Genomic DNA, 14507 nt, shown 5'->3' with positions numbered 1-14507 from the left:
AATGCGTTCTTACCTGGGGAGGTCTCGCCTCACGCCTGAAAGGGCGACGGTGTCGAACCGGAGCGAGAAGTCAGCAGAGGCCGTAGTAGTCGGCGGGGCACCGCAGGCGAAGGGCCGAACGAGGGAGAGTGAAGTTCCCCCGAGGATGAGCAAGGCCATGCGTCAGATGCCGGTCCCAACCGGGAGGCAGGGGAGGCAAGCGGGTGAAGCCCGTGGGAGTTCCTGTCTCGACGAAGCCGAGCCCCCGCCGCGGGCACCGAACGACACGGGGCCGGGGCTGCTTGCAGCGGTCCTGGCGCGAGAGAACCTTCTGCGGGCCATGAAGCAGGTGCGTGCCAACAAGGGCGCGGCGGGCGTGGACGGTCTGGACATCGACCAGACGGCCACGATGCTGCGCACTGGCTGGCCGGCCATCCGCGACAGGCTGCTGAAGGGGACGTACCGGCCACAGCCGGTTCGTCGCGTGATGATCCCGAAGCCGGGGGGCGACGAGCGCGAGCTTGGCATCCCCACGGTGCAGGACCGTCTGATCCAACAGGCGCTCCTGCAAGTCCTCCAGCCGATCCTTGACCCCAGCTTCAGCCGGCACAGCTATGGCTTCCGGCCGGGCCGGAGCGCGCACGACGCCGTTCTTGCGGCGCAATCGTTCGTGCAATCGGGCCGACGGGTCGTGGTGGACGTGGACCTGGAGAAGTTCTTCGACCGGGCCGACCACGACATCCTGATCGACCGTCTGCGCAAGAAGGTCCCCGATCCCGGCATCATCCGCCTGGTCCGGGCCTATCTGAACGCCGACATCGCCGATGGGGATGCCACCACGAAGCGGACCAGGGGCACGCCGCAGGGCGGGCCGCTGTCGCCGCTGCTGGCCAACCTGCTGCTGGACGAGGTGGACAGGGAACTTGAACGGCGGGGCCACGCCTTCTGCCGCTATGCCGACGACTGCAACGTCTATGTGCGGTCCCGACGGGCGAAAGAACGGGTGTTGGCCCTGCTGCGGCGGCTCTATGGCCGGGCTTCACCTGACGGTGAACGAGGCCAAGAGCGCCGTCGCCAGCGTCTTTGGCCGCAGATTCCTCGGCTACGCCTTCTGGGTCGCGCCGGGCGGGGAGGTTAAACGACGGGTCGCCGACAAGGCGATCAAGGCGTTCAAGGACCGTATCCGCGAGTTGACGCCCCGGGTGACGGGGCGCTCTCTTCGCGCGGTGACGCAACGGCTGCGCAGCTTCGTGCCGGGATGGAAAGCCTACTTCCGGCTGGCGCAAACGCCACGGGTCTGGCGAGAGCTGGACCAATGGGTGCGCCACCGCCTGCGGGCCATCCAACTCAAGCAGTGGCGGCGCGGCAGGACGATCTTCCGGGAACTGACGGCGATGGGGGCCGGACCCGAGGTGGCCCAACAGGTGGCGGGAAACTCCCGCCGCTGGTGGCGCAACAGCGGCATGCTCCTCAACGCCGTCCTCACGATCAAATGGGCCGACCAGATGGGAATGCCCAGACTCGCATGACCTCAATCCCTCGAACCGCCCGGTGCGGACCCGCATGCCGGGTGGTGTGGCAGGGGTGCGATCCGCAAGGATCGCACCCTATGCCGATTGTCCGGTGCCTGTGCGGAAGGCACCGGCGGCACGAAGCGTCCCTGCGACAGGCGCCCGGGTCAGCGTCGGCGGCGCCGCGTCCCTCCCGGCGCCGGGGGCGGTGCCTCCCTTAGCGCCGCCTCCACCAGCGCCCGGATCGCCCAGGACTTCACCTCTCGGGCACGGTCGGGATCGACCTGCAGGACGTCGCGGAACATCACCATGGTTTCCAGGCCGAAGACCAGGCAGAGCGCCTGGCAGAGCCGGTCGTAGGTCGCGGTATCGAGGCGGTCCCGAACCGGCGCGAGCGCCGCCTCGATCAGCGGCAGGCGACGGTTCTGGCGCAGCGGCATGCCGGCCGTCTCCGCCTTCATGCCCGCCAGCAGGGCCTGCGCCAGGGTCATGCGCAGCGGCATCTCGTGCGCATACATGCCTTCATGCATCGCCGCCTCGGCCCGGTCGACCCGCACCACCGGGTCGGTGGCGGGGTCGTCGGCGAACAGGATGCGCGGGTCCGGCATCACGGCATGCGCAGCGGCCTCCGCCAGCAGGCTCTCCACGTTGGGGAAATAGCGGTAGATGGTGGCGCGGGAGACCAGAGCCTCCGCCGCCACCTCCTCCATGCTCGGCGCATGGCCGTCCGCGCTCAGCCGCGCCGCGGCCTCCAGCAGGTCCTTGCGGGTGCGGCGGCGGCGATTGCCGTGGCCGCCGCCGGCTGCCGGAGCGGGCATCTCAACCCTGCGTCAGCTGGCGCATCAGGGCGGGGAAGTCGAGCCAGACATTCTCCCGCGCGATCTCTCCCGCTTCGGTGAATTCCAGCACGTGAAGCAGGCGGAACTCGACCTGCCGGTTGCCGCCTTCCATGCCGAAGGGCCGGCCCACGGCGCGGCCCCGCCACAGCGACTCGTCCACCAGAAAGTTCTCGCCGTGATAGCGCCGCAGGTTCGTGACTTCGCCCTCGGCGAGGTCGGCGAACAGGCCGTCGTAGAACGCCCGCGCCGCCTCGCGGCCGCGCACCGGGCCGGTCGGCGCGCCGACGATGTCATGCTCCACGTTCGGTGCCAGGGTGGTCAGCACCCCTTCGACATCGTCGCGGATCTCGAACTGGAAATGCGCGTCCATCTTGCTGTCCATCTCTGCAGGGGTGAGAGGCATCGGGGGCTCCATCGATCGCTTTTCGGTTCCGCCGGCCCGTGCCGGCGATGCCAGACTTAATGAGATTTGTGTCTCATTACAAGAGGAAAGTCGCATAAATGCGGCAGCCCCCTGTCCCGCCCTTTACCTGGCGGGTCATCGACCGGCGCCTGCCGGCACCCGAGATTGCCAGACAGGCGCTGCCGCAGCCTGCGGCCGCCGGAACCATGAGGGAGAGCAGGATGAGCCAGGCGCAGCAGAGCATTGCAGGAGCGGAGGCGGGCGGGGCCGATCCGGTCACGGACCTGACCGACCGCTACATCGCCATGTGGAACGAGACAGACGGCGCGCGCCGCCGCGACCTGATCGCCGCGATCTGGGCGAAGGAAGGCCGCTATCGCGACCCGGCCCTGGCCGGGGACGGCCATGCCGGCATCGACACCATGGTGCAGGCCGTGCAGGCGCAGTTCCCGGGCCACAGCTTCCGGCGCACCAGCGCGGTGGAGCAGCACAACGACCGCATCCGGTTCGGCTGGGAACTGGGGCCGGAGGGCGCGGAGCCGCTGATCGCCGGTGTCGATTTCGGCGTGCTCGCCGGCGATGGCCGCCTGCAGGAGATCGCCGGCTTCTTCGACAAGGTGCCGGCGGCCGCATGATGGCATCCCGGCCCGGTCATTGACTCAGGGACAGGGGGGCGCATCTAGGAAAGGATGCGCCCCCTTCTGCTTGCCCTGCTCTGCCTTGCCGTCCTGCCGGTCGCGACCGCATCGGCCCGGACGGTCGAAACCGATGCCGGCCCCGTCGCGGTGGACACCGTGGTCGACGGGCTGGAGCATCCCTGGTCCCTGGCCTTCCTGCCGGACGGCCGCATGCTGGTCACCGAGCGGCCCGGCCGCCTGCGGGTGATCGCCGACGGACGGCTGCTGCCGGACCCCGTGCCCGGCCTCCCGGAGATCGCCGATACCGGGCAGGGCGGCCTGCTGGACATCGCGCTGCATCCCGGCTTCGACGGCAACAGGCTGCTCTATCTGTCGCTCTCCGGTCCCGGACCGGGCGGCCAGGCGACCCAGGTCTGGCGCGGTCGCCTGGTCGAAGCGGGTTCAGGCCTGCGGCTTGAGGATGCGGAAATGCTGCTGCAGGCCGACCCCTATGCCGGCGGCGGGCGGCATTTCGGCTCCCGCCTGGCCTTTGCCCCCGATGGCAGCCTGTTGGTCAGCACCGGCGACCGCGGCGACCGCGACCGGGCGCAGGACCCCGCCGATCCGGCAGGCTCGATCCTGCGCATCGCCGCCGACGGGTCGGTGCCGCACGACAATCCCCTGGTCGGCCGCGACGGCGCCCGTCCCGACATCTATGCGATCGGCGTGCGCAATGCGCAGGGCCTGACCTTCCGCCCCGGGACCGACGAGCTGTGGGAAGTGGAGCACGGCCCGCGCGGCGGCGACGAACTGAACCTGATCCGGCCGGGGCGCAATTACGGCTGGCCGGTGATCACCTATGGCCGGGAATATTCCGGCGGTCAGGTGGGCGACGGGCTGACCGAGGCGCCGGGCATGGAGCAGCCGGTGCTGTACTGGGTGCCGTCGATCTCCCCCTCCGGCATGGCGTTCTACGACGGCGACGCCTTCCCGGGCTGGCGGGGCGACCTGTTCATCGGCGCGCTGTCGGGCCGGCATCTGCGGCGGATCGACTTCCGCGACGGCCGGCCGGCCGGGCAGGAGGTGCTGCTGGCGGACCTGGGTGCCCGCATCCGCGACGTGCGCCAGGGGCCCGACGGCCTGCTCTACCTGCTGGTCGATGCCGGCGACGCACCGCTGCTGCGGCTGCGTCCGGCATCCTGACCGGGCTACCCGATACGCGCTGTTGACCCGCCGGGGTCCCCCGGACCACCCTCCCCGCGACGATCATCCTTCGGCCGCGCCATCCACCGGGCTGAGGTCCGGCCCGGTGGCGGTGCCGGCCGGAAGCAAAGCCGGAAGGGAGGATCCGACATGTCCTGGCAGATCCGCGGCGAATACATGGAGACCTGCAACTGCGCCTATCTCTGTCCCTGCATCTTCACCAACCTGACGGCGCGTCCGACGGAAGGCGAATGCAAGGCAGCGGTGGCGATGCGGATCGACGCAGGCGAAAAGGACGGCACCGACCTGAGCGGGACCGCCTTCATGATGATGATCATGTCGCCGGGCCCGATGGCGGATGGCGACATGACCGTCGGCCTGATCATCGACGATGCGGCCAGCGCGGCCCAGGTGCAGGCGGTGACGGAAATCGCCTCCGGCCAGGCGGGCGGGCCGATGGCGGCGCTGGCACCCCTGGTCGGCACCTTTGCCGGGATCGAACGCCGGCCGGTCCGCCTCGAGGGCGAGGGCATGTCCCGCCGCGCGACGGCGGGCGAACTGGTCGAACAGAGCTGTACCGGCGTGGCCGGCGGCGCCCGCCCGGAAGAGCCGCTGCATATCGGCAATACTGCCCATTTCGCGAATGACCGGCTGGCGCTGGCGCGCAACGGGCAAAGCCGGTTCGATGCTTTCGGCATCCGCTGGGACGACGCCTCGGGCGATCGCAACGGCCATTTCGCACCCTTTGCCTGGGCCGGCTGACCGGCGCGCCGGGCGGGCGGCCGGGGGGGCGCAGGGCCCGTGTTGACCTTGCCTGCCGGCCGTCCGATCCTCGGCTTCGGTTTGCGTCCGCATGCGCCGTAGCTGGCGCATTCCCGGCGCAGCGATCCGGAGGGTGGGCATGACGGGCGCATCCCTGTTCGAGGCAGGCCTGCGTCGCGACCGCTGGCTGGTGGTGGGCGGCCTGGTCGGCGTGACGGTGGCGAGCTGGCTGTTCGTGCTGGACGGCGCCGGCACCGGCATGTCGACCCTGGGCATGAGCGGCCTGGACCTGGCGTTCGGCGGCGGTATGCGGATGGCGATGGAGCCGGCCACCTGGTCGCCCGGCTATGCCGTGATCATGTTCGTCATGTGGTGGGTGATGATGGTGGCGATGATGCTGCCCAGCGCCAGCCCCACCCTGCTGCTCTATGCCGGCATGGAACGCCGCCGCGATACCGGAAGCGGCGTGAAGGGCCAGGGCGCCGCCGGCCGGGTCGCGCTGTTCGCCTTCGGCTATCTCGCCGTCTGGGGCGGCTTCAGCCTGCTCGCCACCGCGGCGCAATGGGGCCTGGAGCGCACCGGCCTGCTGTCCTTCATGATGGCCAGCACGACACCCTGGCTGGGCGGCATCCTGCTGCTGGCTGCCGGCCTCTGGCAGTTCGCGCCGTTCAAGCAGGCCTGCCTGCGGCACTGCCGCTCGCCGCTCTCCTTTCTGATGATGTCCTGGCGCCCCGGCGCCGCCGGCGCCTTCCGCATGGGTGCGGTGCACGGCCTGTTCTGCCTGGGCTGCTGCTGGTTCCTGATGGCGCTGCTGTTCTATGGCGGCATCATGAACCTGTGGTGGATCGGCGGCCTGGCGCTGTTCGTGCTTCTGGAAAAGGTCCTGCCCGCGGGGCACTGGTTCGGCTATGCCGTCGGTGCGGCCCTCGCGGTCTGGGGGATATGGCTGTTCGCGGCAGCGGCCTGACCGCCCAGACCGCATCTGCAATACCGCATCTGCAATGGGGGGAGACCCGGCATGACCTGGCGTATCAGCGGCGAGTATATGGAGACCTGCAACTGCGACTATGTCTGCCCCTGCATCTACACCCACATGACGGCGCCGCCGACGGAGGGGGACTGCAAGGTGGCGATCGCCATGCAGATCGACGCGGGGTCGAAGGACGGCACCGACCTGGGCGGGGTCCGCTTCATCGTGATGATGATGTCGCCCGGCCCGATGGCCGACGGCGACATGGTGGTCGGGCTGATCGTCGACGAGGGCGCGTCGGACGCACAGGTGCAGGCGGTGACGGAGATCGCCTCCGGCCAGGCGGGCGGGCCGATGGCGGCGATGGCGCCGCTGGTCGCCACCTTCGCCGGGGTCGAGCGGCGGCCGGTCCGCTTCGAGATCGACGGCATGTCCCGCCATGTCACCGCCGGCGACATGGTCGACCAGACCTGCATCGCAGTGATGGGCGGCGCCAGGCCGGGGGAACCGATCTACCTGGAGAACACCGCTCATCCGGCGAACCACAAGCTGGCCCTGGCCCGCAACGGCCATAGCCGCTTCGACGCCTTCGGCATCACCTGGGACGATGCCTCCGGGACCCGCAACGGCCATTTCGCGCCCTTCGCCTGGAAGGGCTGAGGCAGCGGATCGATGTCGGGGCCGCGGCGGCCGCCTATTTCGTGGCGTCGTGGAAGATCAGGCCCAGGGTCAGCCGGTTGCCGCTGCGCACCCGGCTGACGCCGTGGCGCATCGCCGCCTTCACATAGCCGCGGGCGCCCGGCGCCGGCCGCTCCGCGACCGGGAAGATCACCGCCGCCCCCTGCGGGATCGCCACCGCGGTGCCGATCGACTGCTGGCGCGGCCGGTTCTCCATCAGCAGGAACTCGCCGCCCTCATAGTCGCCGCCGGGTTTGTTCAGGCCGATCACCGCCTGCAGCGGGAAATGCTCGGCGCCATAGAGGTCCTGGTGCAGCCGGTTATAGTCGCCCGGGCCGTAGCTCAGCATCAGCGGCGTCGCGCGGCGCTGGCCGGCGGCATGGCATTCCGCCAGATAGCCCTCCAGGTCCGGCGGATAGGCGCGCGGCCGGCGCAGGTCGGCGGCCATGCGGCCGGCCACCGGGGCCAGTTCGGCATAGAGCGCGCTGCGCAGCCGGGCCACCGGCTCCGGCAGCGGATAGTCGAAATAGCGGTACAGGCCGGAGCCATAGGCATGGCGGCCCATGTCGACGGTCTTGCGGAACAGGTCCGGCTGGTCGAACAGCGCCCGCAGGCCGGCGCATTCGGCAGCCGTGAGGAGGGGCGGCGTGACCGCATGGCCCGCCGCCCGCAGATCCTGTTCCAGCCTCTCCGTTGTGGGAAGACAGGCGGTCACGGCGCGCTGCGCTCCGTTTCCAGCAGGGCCGCCTTGCGCTCCGGCCCCCAGCGATAGCCCGACAGGCTGCCGTCGCCGCGGACGATGCGGTGGCAGGGCACGGCCAGCGCCACGCGGTTGGCGGCGCAGGCACTGGCGACCGCACGCACCGCACGCGGCTTGCCGATCCGGGCCGCCAGTTCCGCATAGGTCAGGGTGGTGCCGGCCGGGATCTCCCGCAGTGCCGACCAGACGGCGAGCTGGAAGGCGGTGCCGCGCAGGTCCACCGGCAGCAGCGGCCAGTCGGTGCGGCCGTCGACATAGTCCGCCAGCTGCTGCCGCCACCGCGCCAGGCCGGCATCGGCATTCTCCAGCCGGGCCTCCGGGAATTCCGCCTGCAGCGCGGCTTCCAGCCCATCCGGATCGCTGTCCAGATGCACCCAGCACAGCCCCTTCTCCGTCGCGGCGATGCCCAGGCAGCCGAGCCGGGTGGCCGCCGCCGACCAGGCGATGCGCTGCCCGGCCGCGCCCTTGCGATAGGCCGCCGGGGCCATGCCGAGATATTTCGGCGCCGCGGCGTAGAAGCGGCTCGGCGCGCCATAGCCGGCGGCGAACAGGGCCGACAGTACATCCTCGCCCGCGCGCAGCGCGTTGCGGGCGCGCAGCATTCGCAGCCCCTCGCCGAACTGTGCCGGAGTCAGGCCCAGGAAGGCCTTGAACTGGCGCTGGAAATGGCCGGGGCTCAGGCCGGCTTCCGTCGCCAGGGCGGCGAGGTCGGGCATCGCCTCCTCCGCCGCCGCCATCCGGCGGCAGGCTTCCGCGATCCGTTCCGCCACTTCCCTGTCGGCGGCGCGGGCATCCCGGCTGCAGCGCCGGCAGGGCCGGAAGCCGGCCGCCTCGGCCGCGTCGGGACTGTCGAAGAAGGCGGTGTTCTGCCGCCGCGGGCGACGGCCCCGGCAGCTTGGCGGGCAATAGACCCCGGTCGTCGTCACCGCATAGACGAACAGCCCGTCATAGCGGCCGTCGCGCGCGGTCAGCGCCGCCCAATACTCGGCATCGCGGTCCGCGCCGTCCTGCGGCGCGGCGCCGGCGGTCGGGCGGGTGGCATCGGTTTCGGGAAGCATCCTGTCCTCCACGGGTGGCATCCACATGGCGGTGAAGATGCCCCCGGCGGCACGCGATTGCGTCCCGGATCCTGCGCCGGGTGATCCGCAATGCGGCCGGTCCAATCGGCCCTCGACCGGCACCCCTCAGGCCGGCGCGGGCGCCGGAAGCGGCAGGTCGGTGATCAGCATCATGCCCGGACGGTGGGTGATGGCAAGCGGCGGACGGGCCTGTTCCAGGGCCCGCTGCGGGGTCACGCCGCAGGCCCAGAACACCGGCACCTCGTCGGCCTCTACCGGGCAGGGATCGCCGAAGTCCGGCGCCGACAGGTCGGCGATCCCCAGGGCCGCCGGGTCGCCGACATGGAGCGGCGCGCCATGCGACCGCGGCAGGGCGGCGGTGATCCGCCGCGCCGCGTCGACCTGGTTGGGCCGGAAGGGGCGCATCGACACCACCAGCGGGCCGCGGAAGGGGCCGGCCGGCTGGGTGTCGAGGGTGGTGGTGAACATCGCCACGTTCCGCTGCAGCGCGATGTGCCGCACCGGCAGCCCGGCCGCCAGCAGCGCGGATTCGAAGGAGAAGGAGCAGCCGATGACGAAGGGCACAAGGTCGTCCCGCCACCAGCCGCCGATCTCGTGCGGGGCATCGACCTGGGTGCCGTCGCGGAACACCCGGTAGCCCGGCAGGTCGGTACGCAGGTCGATATCGGCGCCCAGCTCCGGCAGGGTCGGGTCGCCGGGGCGGCCGCGCGCCAGCAGCGGGCAGGGCCGCGGATTGGCAGCGCAATAGGCGGCGAAATCCTCCGCCCAGTCGGCGGGCAGGATCACCAGGTTGCCCTGCTCCACGCCGGGCGCCAGGCCCGATGTCGGGCCGGTCAATGTCCCGTCACGGATCGCGGCGCGCGCTTTGCGTGCCGCCCGGACCGCGGCAGCATGGTCGCTGCGCGTCTCGGTGCTGCCGTTCGGCATGGTCCTCAGGCGCCCACCGCGGTCAGGCGCCCGGACCGCTGCCGGGACCTGCACCAGTGCCGGTCGCTGGGCCGCCTGCCTGCTGCTGCGCCCGCACCGCGTTGCGCACACGGTGGCGCAGGACGAGGCCGAAGATCAGCGCCACCACCAGGGCGCCGATCACCACCGGGATGGCGAACAGCAGGGTCAGGACGCCAAGGGCGAAGGCACCGATCAGAACGAGTGCCACCACCACGAGGGTCAGGACGCCGCCCAGGGTGGAGGGGCGCCGCATGGTGCGGCCTGCCTGCCTGCCGGCATCGCCGCCGCCATGGACACGATAGCCGTCGGGCGTGATGTCGATGGTGGGCGGCTCCCGGCGCGGTCCGCCCGGGCCTTGCTGCTGCTGTCCGGGTCCCTGGTGCCGGCTGCCGCCTGTGCCTTGCTGCATGTCTATCCGGTCGCTGCTGGACCGCGGCGGGCGCGCCCGCCGCGGTCGTCCGAAACAATTGCGTGGCCTCCCACTTATGACGTCGCAGGCCCGTCCGCAAGGCGCGCGCCTGCCGGAGGGTAGGGGAACCACGGCGCCCGCTGGCGGGTTTGCTGGTGCGGGCGCGGCCTTTGCGGCGGCGCCGGCAACCGGGCAAGTGACACGAATATGGACATCCTCCGCATCATCCTGGCGATCCTGCTTCCGCCGCTGGGCGTCTTCCTGCAGGTCGGGCTGGGCCTGCATTTCTGGCTGAACATCCTGCTGACGATCCTGGGCTACATTCCCGGCATCGTGCATGCGGTGTGGATCATTGCGCGGCGCTGACCCGATGGCAGGACAGCGCAACGACGCCGGCAGCAGCGCGATCGACCAGGACCTGCGCGACCTGGACTGGCTGGCCGGGTTGATGGACGACCGCTTCCGGGTTCCCGGCACCAACATCCGCTTCGGTCTGGATGCCCTGTTCGGGCTGATCCCGGTGGCCGGCGACACCGCCAGCACCGCGATCTCCGCCTATCTGTTCTGGCGTGCCGCGCGGCTGGGCCTGCCGGCCCATGTCCTGGCAGGGATGGCAGGCAATATCGCGATCGACTGGGCGCTCGGCCTGGTGCCTCTGGTCGGCGACATTGCGGATGTCGGCTTCCGCGCGAACCGCCGCAACCTGAACATGGTGCGCCGCCACCTGGCGCGCCGCGCCGCACGGACCTCCGCGAGGGTGCGGCCGCGCAGCGGCTGGCAGGGCGCAGGGCAGGGCGCGGCCTCCCGCAGCTAGCCCGGCCTGTGCTGCGTGCCGCGGCCGAAGGTGACGAACAGCAGCTGCCCCGCCTTCTGCACCCGGTAGCGATGCCAATGGCCCCGCGGCACCAGGCAGAGCGGGGCGGTTGCATCCAGCGCGACTTCCGCCAGGCCGGCCTCTGTCTCCACCTCGAAGGTCACCCGGCCCGACAGGCGCAGGATCAGTTCGTCGCCCTGCGGATGCATTTCCCAGTGGGTCATGTCCGTTGCGGCATCGACCTGCATCAGCAGGTAGCCGTCGATCTCGCGCCTGCCCTCGATCAGGGAGGGCCAGAAGTCTGCGGTCAGCGGGATCAGCCCGACCGCGCCGTCGGTGCCCAGTTCTGCATAGATCCGGTCGGGCGCGAAGGTGCAGGGCGGTGCGGGCGCCGCCGGGCCGTCCGCGTCGTTGTCGTCGCTCATCGCTGCCTCGGGCATCCTTGCCTGCTTGCCGCCGCATCCCGCTTGCGAGGATAGGTCGGCCTGGCCGATCGGTCATTCGCACCGCCGCGCAACGCGGCGGACATGTAAACAAAGTATTTAGAACCCTTGTTCTGGGAAGCTGAAATACTCATCGACTCCATTAAGACGCGGGTAATCACCGGCGTCTAGGATTGGTGCACTTTCAAATCCCAACCGAGGATACGCCATGCACAAGTTTGCTCTCGCCGTCGCTGCCGCCGCGGCCACACTCACCCTTGCCGCTGCCGCGCAGGCCGCCGACGACCGGGGCACCGCCGACGAGGCGACCGCGATGGTCAAGAAGGCCCATGCCCATTTCGAGTCCGCCGGCAAGGACCAGGCGCTGAAGGACTTCTCCACCCCGGGCAATGAATGGGTCGACCGCGACCTCTATGTCTTCTGTGTCGACCAGACCGGTACCAACCAGGCCCATGGCGCGAACCCCAAGCTTGTCGGCAAGAACCTGAGCGCGCTGAAGGACGCCAACGGCAAGCTGTTCGTGGCGGAGATGGTCGAGGTCGGCAAGGCCGGCGGCGGCTGGGTCGACTATACCTGGCCGAACCCGATCACCAAGAAGGTCGAGCCGAAGAGCTCCCTGGTCGAGCCGTTCGGGGACCTGATCTGCGGCGTCGGCATCTACAAGTAGGCCACGTCGGCATCCAGGACAGATTGGGCCGGTCCGTGGCGCGCGGTTCGGCATCACGGCACTGCGCGGGGATGGCCGGTCGGACCGGCCGTCCCTGCCGGTCCACCGGATACAGGACCCGATGAATTCATGAACTGGTTCGCAAATCTCTCCCTCGGCCGGAAGACCTTCGTGGCGCCCCTGGTGCTGCTGGTCGGGCTGGCCATCGTCGCCGTCATCGCCTTCCTGGGCATCGACCGTCAACGCGAGGCCATCCACGAGCTGAACGAGGTCCAGATCAAGGCCTTTGCCGATATGTCCGCGCTGAACACCCGTCTGGCGGAGACGCAGCTGGACGTGTACCGGCTGCTGACCGTGGCGGTGAATGAGAGCGACCAGCAGAAGGTCGAGGCCCTGACGGCGGCCACCCGGGCGGCCCTGGACGGCGTGGTCGATGCGACACAGGCGTTAGACCTGAGCCGGCTCCACGATCCGGCGATCGAGGACCTGAAGGCGCAGACCCGGGCCGATGCGGAGGCCTATCGGACGGGGGCGTTCGACACCATCGACATGATTTCCATCGACACCGCGACCGCCAGCATGTTCATGGTTGGTACGGTGGACCTTTACCAGAAGCTGCGCGAGGACGTCGCTGCGCTGAACGAGGTGGTCGACCGTATGCGCGAAGAGGCCACCGCTTCCACGCTGGAGGCGGCGGGCCAGGCGATCTTCCTGTTCCTGCTGATCGTAGCGGTCGTGATCGTCGTCGGGCTGGCGCTGAACGTGCTGATCTCGCGCATGATCTCCCGCCCCGTGGTTCAGATGACCGCCTCCATGTCGGCCCTGGCGGCCGGCGACCGCGACGTGGAAATTCCCGCCGCCGACCGCCGTGACGAGATCGGGCGCATGGCCGAGGCGCTGGCGGTGTTCCGAGAGAATGCCATCGAGCGCGAGCGGCTGGAGGCGCAGCAGAAGCAGGAGCAGGCCGAGCGCGAGGCACGGACCGGCCGCATCGAGCAGCGCATCGCGGAGTTCGACAGCCTGATGCACCAGGAGCTCGCCGAGGTCACCCTGGCCGCCGGCAACCTGAAGCAGAACGCCGACCAGATGGCGCAGGCCGCCAGCGCGACGGAGAACCGGTCCGGCAGCGCCCGCGAGGCCGCGGGCCAGGCCTCCCAGAACGTGCAGTCTGTGGCGTCTGCAACCGAGGAGCTGTCCAGCTCGATCAACGAGATCGGCCGCCAGGTGGAGCAGTCCACGGCGGTCGCCGGCCGCGCCACGGAGCGCGCCCGGACGACGACGGAGACGATCGGCAAGCTGGAGGCCAATGCCCAGCGCATCGGCTCCGTCATCACCCTGATCCAGGAGATCGCGGAACAGACCAACCTGCTGGCCCTGAACGCCACCATCGAGGCGGCGCGCGCCGGCGATGCCGGCAAGGGCTTTGCGGTGGTGGCCAGCGAGGTCAAGAACCTGGCCTCGCAGACCGCCAAGGCGACCGAGGAGATCGCTGCCTCCATCGTGGAGATCCAGAACAATACCGGCACCGCATCGGAGGCGATCGTCGGCGTGTCGGAAATCATCGAGGAGATGTCGCAGATTGCCGCCGGGATCGCCGGTGCGGTACAGGAGCAGGGTGCCGCGACGCAGGAGATCGCCAGCAGCGTGCAATTGCTGTCGCAGGGCACGGCGGAGGTCAGCGAGAGCATCGGCCAGGTCAGTGAGAATGCCTCGATCAGCGGGACCGCGGCCGGCCAGGTGCTGGACCTGTCCAGCAATCTCGCCCGCCAGTCCGAGCGGCTCAACGGCGAGATCCAGGCCTTCCTGTCCGAGGTCCGCGCCGCCTGACGGCCGAGCCTGCCGGGCCCCCGGGTCGGGGCGTGAAGCATCGACGCGCCGGCCGCCGAGATGGCGCCGGCGCGTCCGCTTTTGCCTGACGCTGCTGCTGGCGCTTGCGCCGGCAATACCGGCAGCCGGCGGCGAGCCGCTGACCTACCGGCCCTACACGGTCGATGGCCGGGCCCCGCCCGGCCTGGCCGCCACCCTTGCCGATGCCCCGCCCGGTGCGGTCGCCGGCTTCGACCTGGGCCGGGTATCGATCCAGGTCTTCGCGCCGCTGGCGCAGCTGATGGCCGCAGCGGCCGCCCTGCCGGCAGAGGCCCGCCCCTACCAGCCGGAGCCGCCGGCCTGCGCCGCCGCGGCGCTTCCTGAACCGCTGCCTGCGGACACTGGCTGTGGCGATGCCGCGGCCGCCTTCCGGCGCCTGCTGGACCGGGGCGCGGCCCTGTGCACCGACCTGGCGCAGCCGGAACGGGCGGTGCTGCGGGGCCAGCCCGGAAACCTCGCGGCCGCCGAACTCGGCTCGATTCCGGGCCTGGTCGCCTATGCCGGCCGGGCCCTGTCGGAGATCCGCTTTCCCCGCGCCCTGTACGACGCACCGCGCCGG

The 14507-nt window shown here is 70.6% G+C and carries 19 protein-coding genes; 12 read left to right on the top strand and 7 right to left on the bottom strand.

The features are described from left to right. Positions 1-319: 319 nt before the first annotated feature. Together ltrA and ACFOGJ_RS28515 are read left to right on the top strand one after the other, a co-directional pair. Positions 320-1117, top strand: a complete 798-nt coding sequence (ltrA, locus tag ACFOGJ_RS28520; RefSeq protein ID WP_379906690.1) for a group II intron reverse transcriptase/maturase — start codon at positions 320-322, stop codon at positions 1115-1117. Beyond that, positions 1029-1508 carry a group II intron maturase-specific domain-containing protein gene (locus tag ACFOGJ_RS28515; protein WP_379906689.1) on the top strand — a complete coding sequence of 160 codons (480 nt, stop codon included), beginning with the start codon at positions 1029-1031 and terminating at the stop codon, positions 1506-1508. The genes ltrA and ACFOGJ_RS28515 overlap by 89 nt, the downstream gene beginning before the upstream one ends. 149 nt (positions 1509-1657) lie before the next feature. On the opposite strand, the gene ACFOGJ_RS28510 is transcribed toward ACFOGJ_RS28515, so the two are convergent. Together ACFOGJ_RS28510 and ACFOGJ_RS28505 are read right to left on the bottom strand one after the other, a co-directional pair. Beyond that, positions 1658-2308 (bottom strand): TetR/AcrR family transcriptional regulator, encoded by a 651-nt coding sequence (locus ACFOGJ_RS28510; protein WP_379906688.1) that lies wholly within the window; start codon positions 2306-2308, stop codon positions 1658-1660. Position 2309: 1 nt separating this feature from the next. Further along, on the bottom strand, positions 2310-2732 hold the full coding sequence (locus ACFOGJ_RS28505) for a nuclear transport factor 2 family protein (protein WP_379906687.1): 423 nt from the start codon (positions 2730-2732) through the stop codon (positions 2310-2312). Between the two features lie 221 nt (positions 2733-2953). Here ACFOGJ_RS28505 and ACFOGJ_RS28500 point away from each other — a divergent pair, with 221 nt between their 5' ends. From ACFOGJ_RS28500 to ACFOGJ_RS28480, 5 genes are all read left to right on the top strand, one after another. Then, on the top strand, positions 2954-3367 hold the full coding sequence (locus ACFOGJ_RS28500) for a nuclear transport factor 2 family protein (protein ID WP_379906686.1): 414 nt from the start codon (positions 2954-2956) through the stop codon (positions 3365-3367). 54 nt (positions 3368-3421) lie between these two features. Beyond that, complete coding sequence (locus ACFOGJ_RS28495; protein WP_379906685.1) at positions 3422-4552, top strand: PQQ-dependent sugar dehydrogenase; 1131 nt, start codon at positions 3422-3424, stop codon at positions 4550-4552. A gap of 150 nt (positions 4553-4702) precedes the next feature. Beyond that, a complete protein-coding gene (locus ACFOGJ_RS28490) occupies positions 4703-5314 on the top strand; it encodes a DUF1326 domain-containing protein (RefSeq protein ID WP_379906684.1) in 612 nt (203 codons plus the stop codon). A 139-nt stretch (positions 5315-5453) separates the two neighbouring features. Next, positions 5454-6281, top strand: coding sequence for a DUF2182 domain-containing protein (locus tag ACFOGJ_RS28485; protein ID WP_379906683.1), 828 nt, complete (start codon positions 5454-5456; stop codon positions 6279-6281). Between the two features lie 51 nt (positions 6282-6332). Beyond that, entirely contained in the window at positions 6333-6944 is a 612-nt protein-coding gene (locus ACFOGJ_RS28480) for a DUF1326 domain-containing protein (protein WP_379906682.1), read from the top strand. A 34-nt stretch (positions 6945-6978) separates the two neighbouring features. Here ACFOGJ_RS28480 and ACFOGJ_RS28475 read toward each other — a convergent pair whose 3' ends face one another. The 4 genes from ACFOGJ_RS28475 to ACFOGJ_RS28460 all read right to left on the bottom strand — a co-directional run bounded on the left by ACFOGJ_RS28475 (position 6979) and on the right by ACFOGJ_RS28460 (position 10158). Beyond that, positions 6979-7677, bottom strand: a complete 699-nt coding sequence (locus tag ACFOGJ_RS28475) for a 2OG-Fe(II) oxygenase (protein ID WP_379906681.1) — start codon at positions 7675-7677, stop codon at positions 6979-6981. Next, the gene (gene ada / locus ACFOGJ_RS28470) at positions 7674-8780 is read right to left on the bottom strand and encodes a bifunctional DNA-binding transcriptional regulator/O6-methylguanine-DNA methyltransferase Ada (RefSeq protein ID WP_379906680.1); all 1107 of its coding nucleotides are present in this window, start codon (positions 8778-8780) and stop codon (positions 7674-7676) included. The genes ACFOGJ_RS28475 and ada overlap by 4 nt, the downstream gene beginning before the upstream one ends. A gap of 126 nt (positions 8781-8906) precedes the next feature. Continuing rightward, a complete protein-coding gene (locus ACFOGJ_RS28465) occupies positions 8907-9728 on the bottom strand; it encodes a putative hydro-lyase (protein WP_379906679.1) in 822 nt (273 codons plus the stop codon). Positions 9729-9750: 22 nt separating this feature from the next. Further along, entirely contained in the window at positions 9751-10158 is a 408-nt protein-coding gene (locus ACFOGJ_RS28460; protein ID WP_379906678.1) for a hypothetical protein, read from the bottom strand. Positions 10159-10365: 207 nt separating this feature from the next. Here ACFOGJ_RS28460 and ACFOGJ_RS28455 point away from each other — a divergent pair, with 207 nt between their 5' ends. Both ACFOGJ_RS28455 and ACFOGJ_RS28450 read left to right on the top strand, forming a co-directional pair. Then, positions 10366-10524, top strand: a complete 159-nt coding sequence (locus ACFOGJ_RS28455) for a YqaE/Pmp3 family membrane protein (protein WP_379906677.1) — start codon at positions 10366-10368, stop codon at positions 10522-10524. 4 nt (positions 10525-10528) lie between these two features. Beyond that, a complete protein-coding gene (locus tag ACFOGJ_RS28450; RefSeq protein ID WP_379906676.1) occupies positions 10529-10972 on the top strand; it encodes a DUF4112 domain-containing protein in 444 nt (147 codons plus the stop codon). Here ACFOGJ_RS28450 and ACFOGJ_RS28445 read toward each other — a convergent pair. Continuing rightward, positions 10969-11397, bottom strand: a complete 429-nt coding sequence (locus tag ACFOGJ_RS28445; RefSeq protein ID WP_379906675.1) for a hypothetical protein — start codon at positions 11395-11397, stop codon at positions 10969-10971. The two genes, ACFOGJ_RS28450 and ACFOGJ_RS28445, sit on opposite strands and share 4 nt — an antisense overlap. A 226-nt stretch (positions 11398-11623) precedes the next feature. On the opposite strand from ACFOGJ_RS28445, the gene ACFOGJ_RS28440 reads away from it, so the two are divergent. From ACFOGJ_RS28440 to ACFOGJ_RS28430, 3 genes are all read left to right on the top strand, one after another. After that, positions 11624-12082 (top strand): cache domain-containing protein, encoded by a 459-nt coding sequence (locus tag ACFOGJ_RS28440; protein WP_379906674.1) that lies wholly within the window; start codon positions 11624-11626, stop codon positions 12080-12082. A gap of 129 nt (positions 12083-12211) precedes the next feature. Continuing rightward, positions 12212-13909 (top strand): methyl-accepting chemotaxis protein, encoded by a 1698-nt coding sequence (locus tag ACFOGJ_RS28435; protein ID WP_379906673.1) that lies wholly within the window; start codon positions 12212-12214, stop codon positions 13907-13909. Between the two features lie 280 nt (positions 13910-14189). Next, positions 14190-14507 (top strand): hypothetical protein (locus ACFOGJ_RS28430; protein ID WP_379906672.1); only part of this gene is annotated, 318 nt, incomplete at its 3' end.

Origin of the sequence: Marinibaculum pumilum, assembly GCF_042646425.1 — a bacterium.
Taxonomy (GTDB): Bacteria; Pseudomonadota; Alphaproteobacteria; order Ferrovibrionales; family Ferrovibrionaceae; genus Marinibaculum; species Marinibaculum pumilum.
The sequence above is the reverse complement of the archived record's forward strand: the minus strand, read 5'-3'. Positions and strand labels throughout refer to the sequence as shown.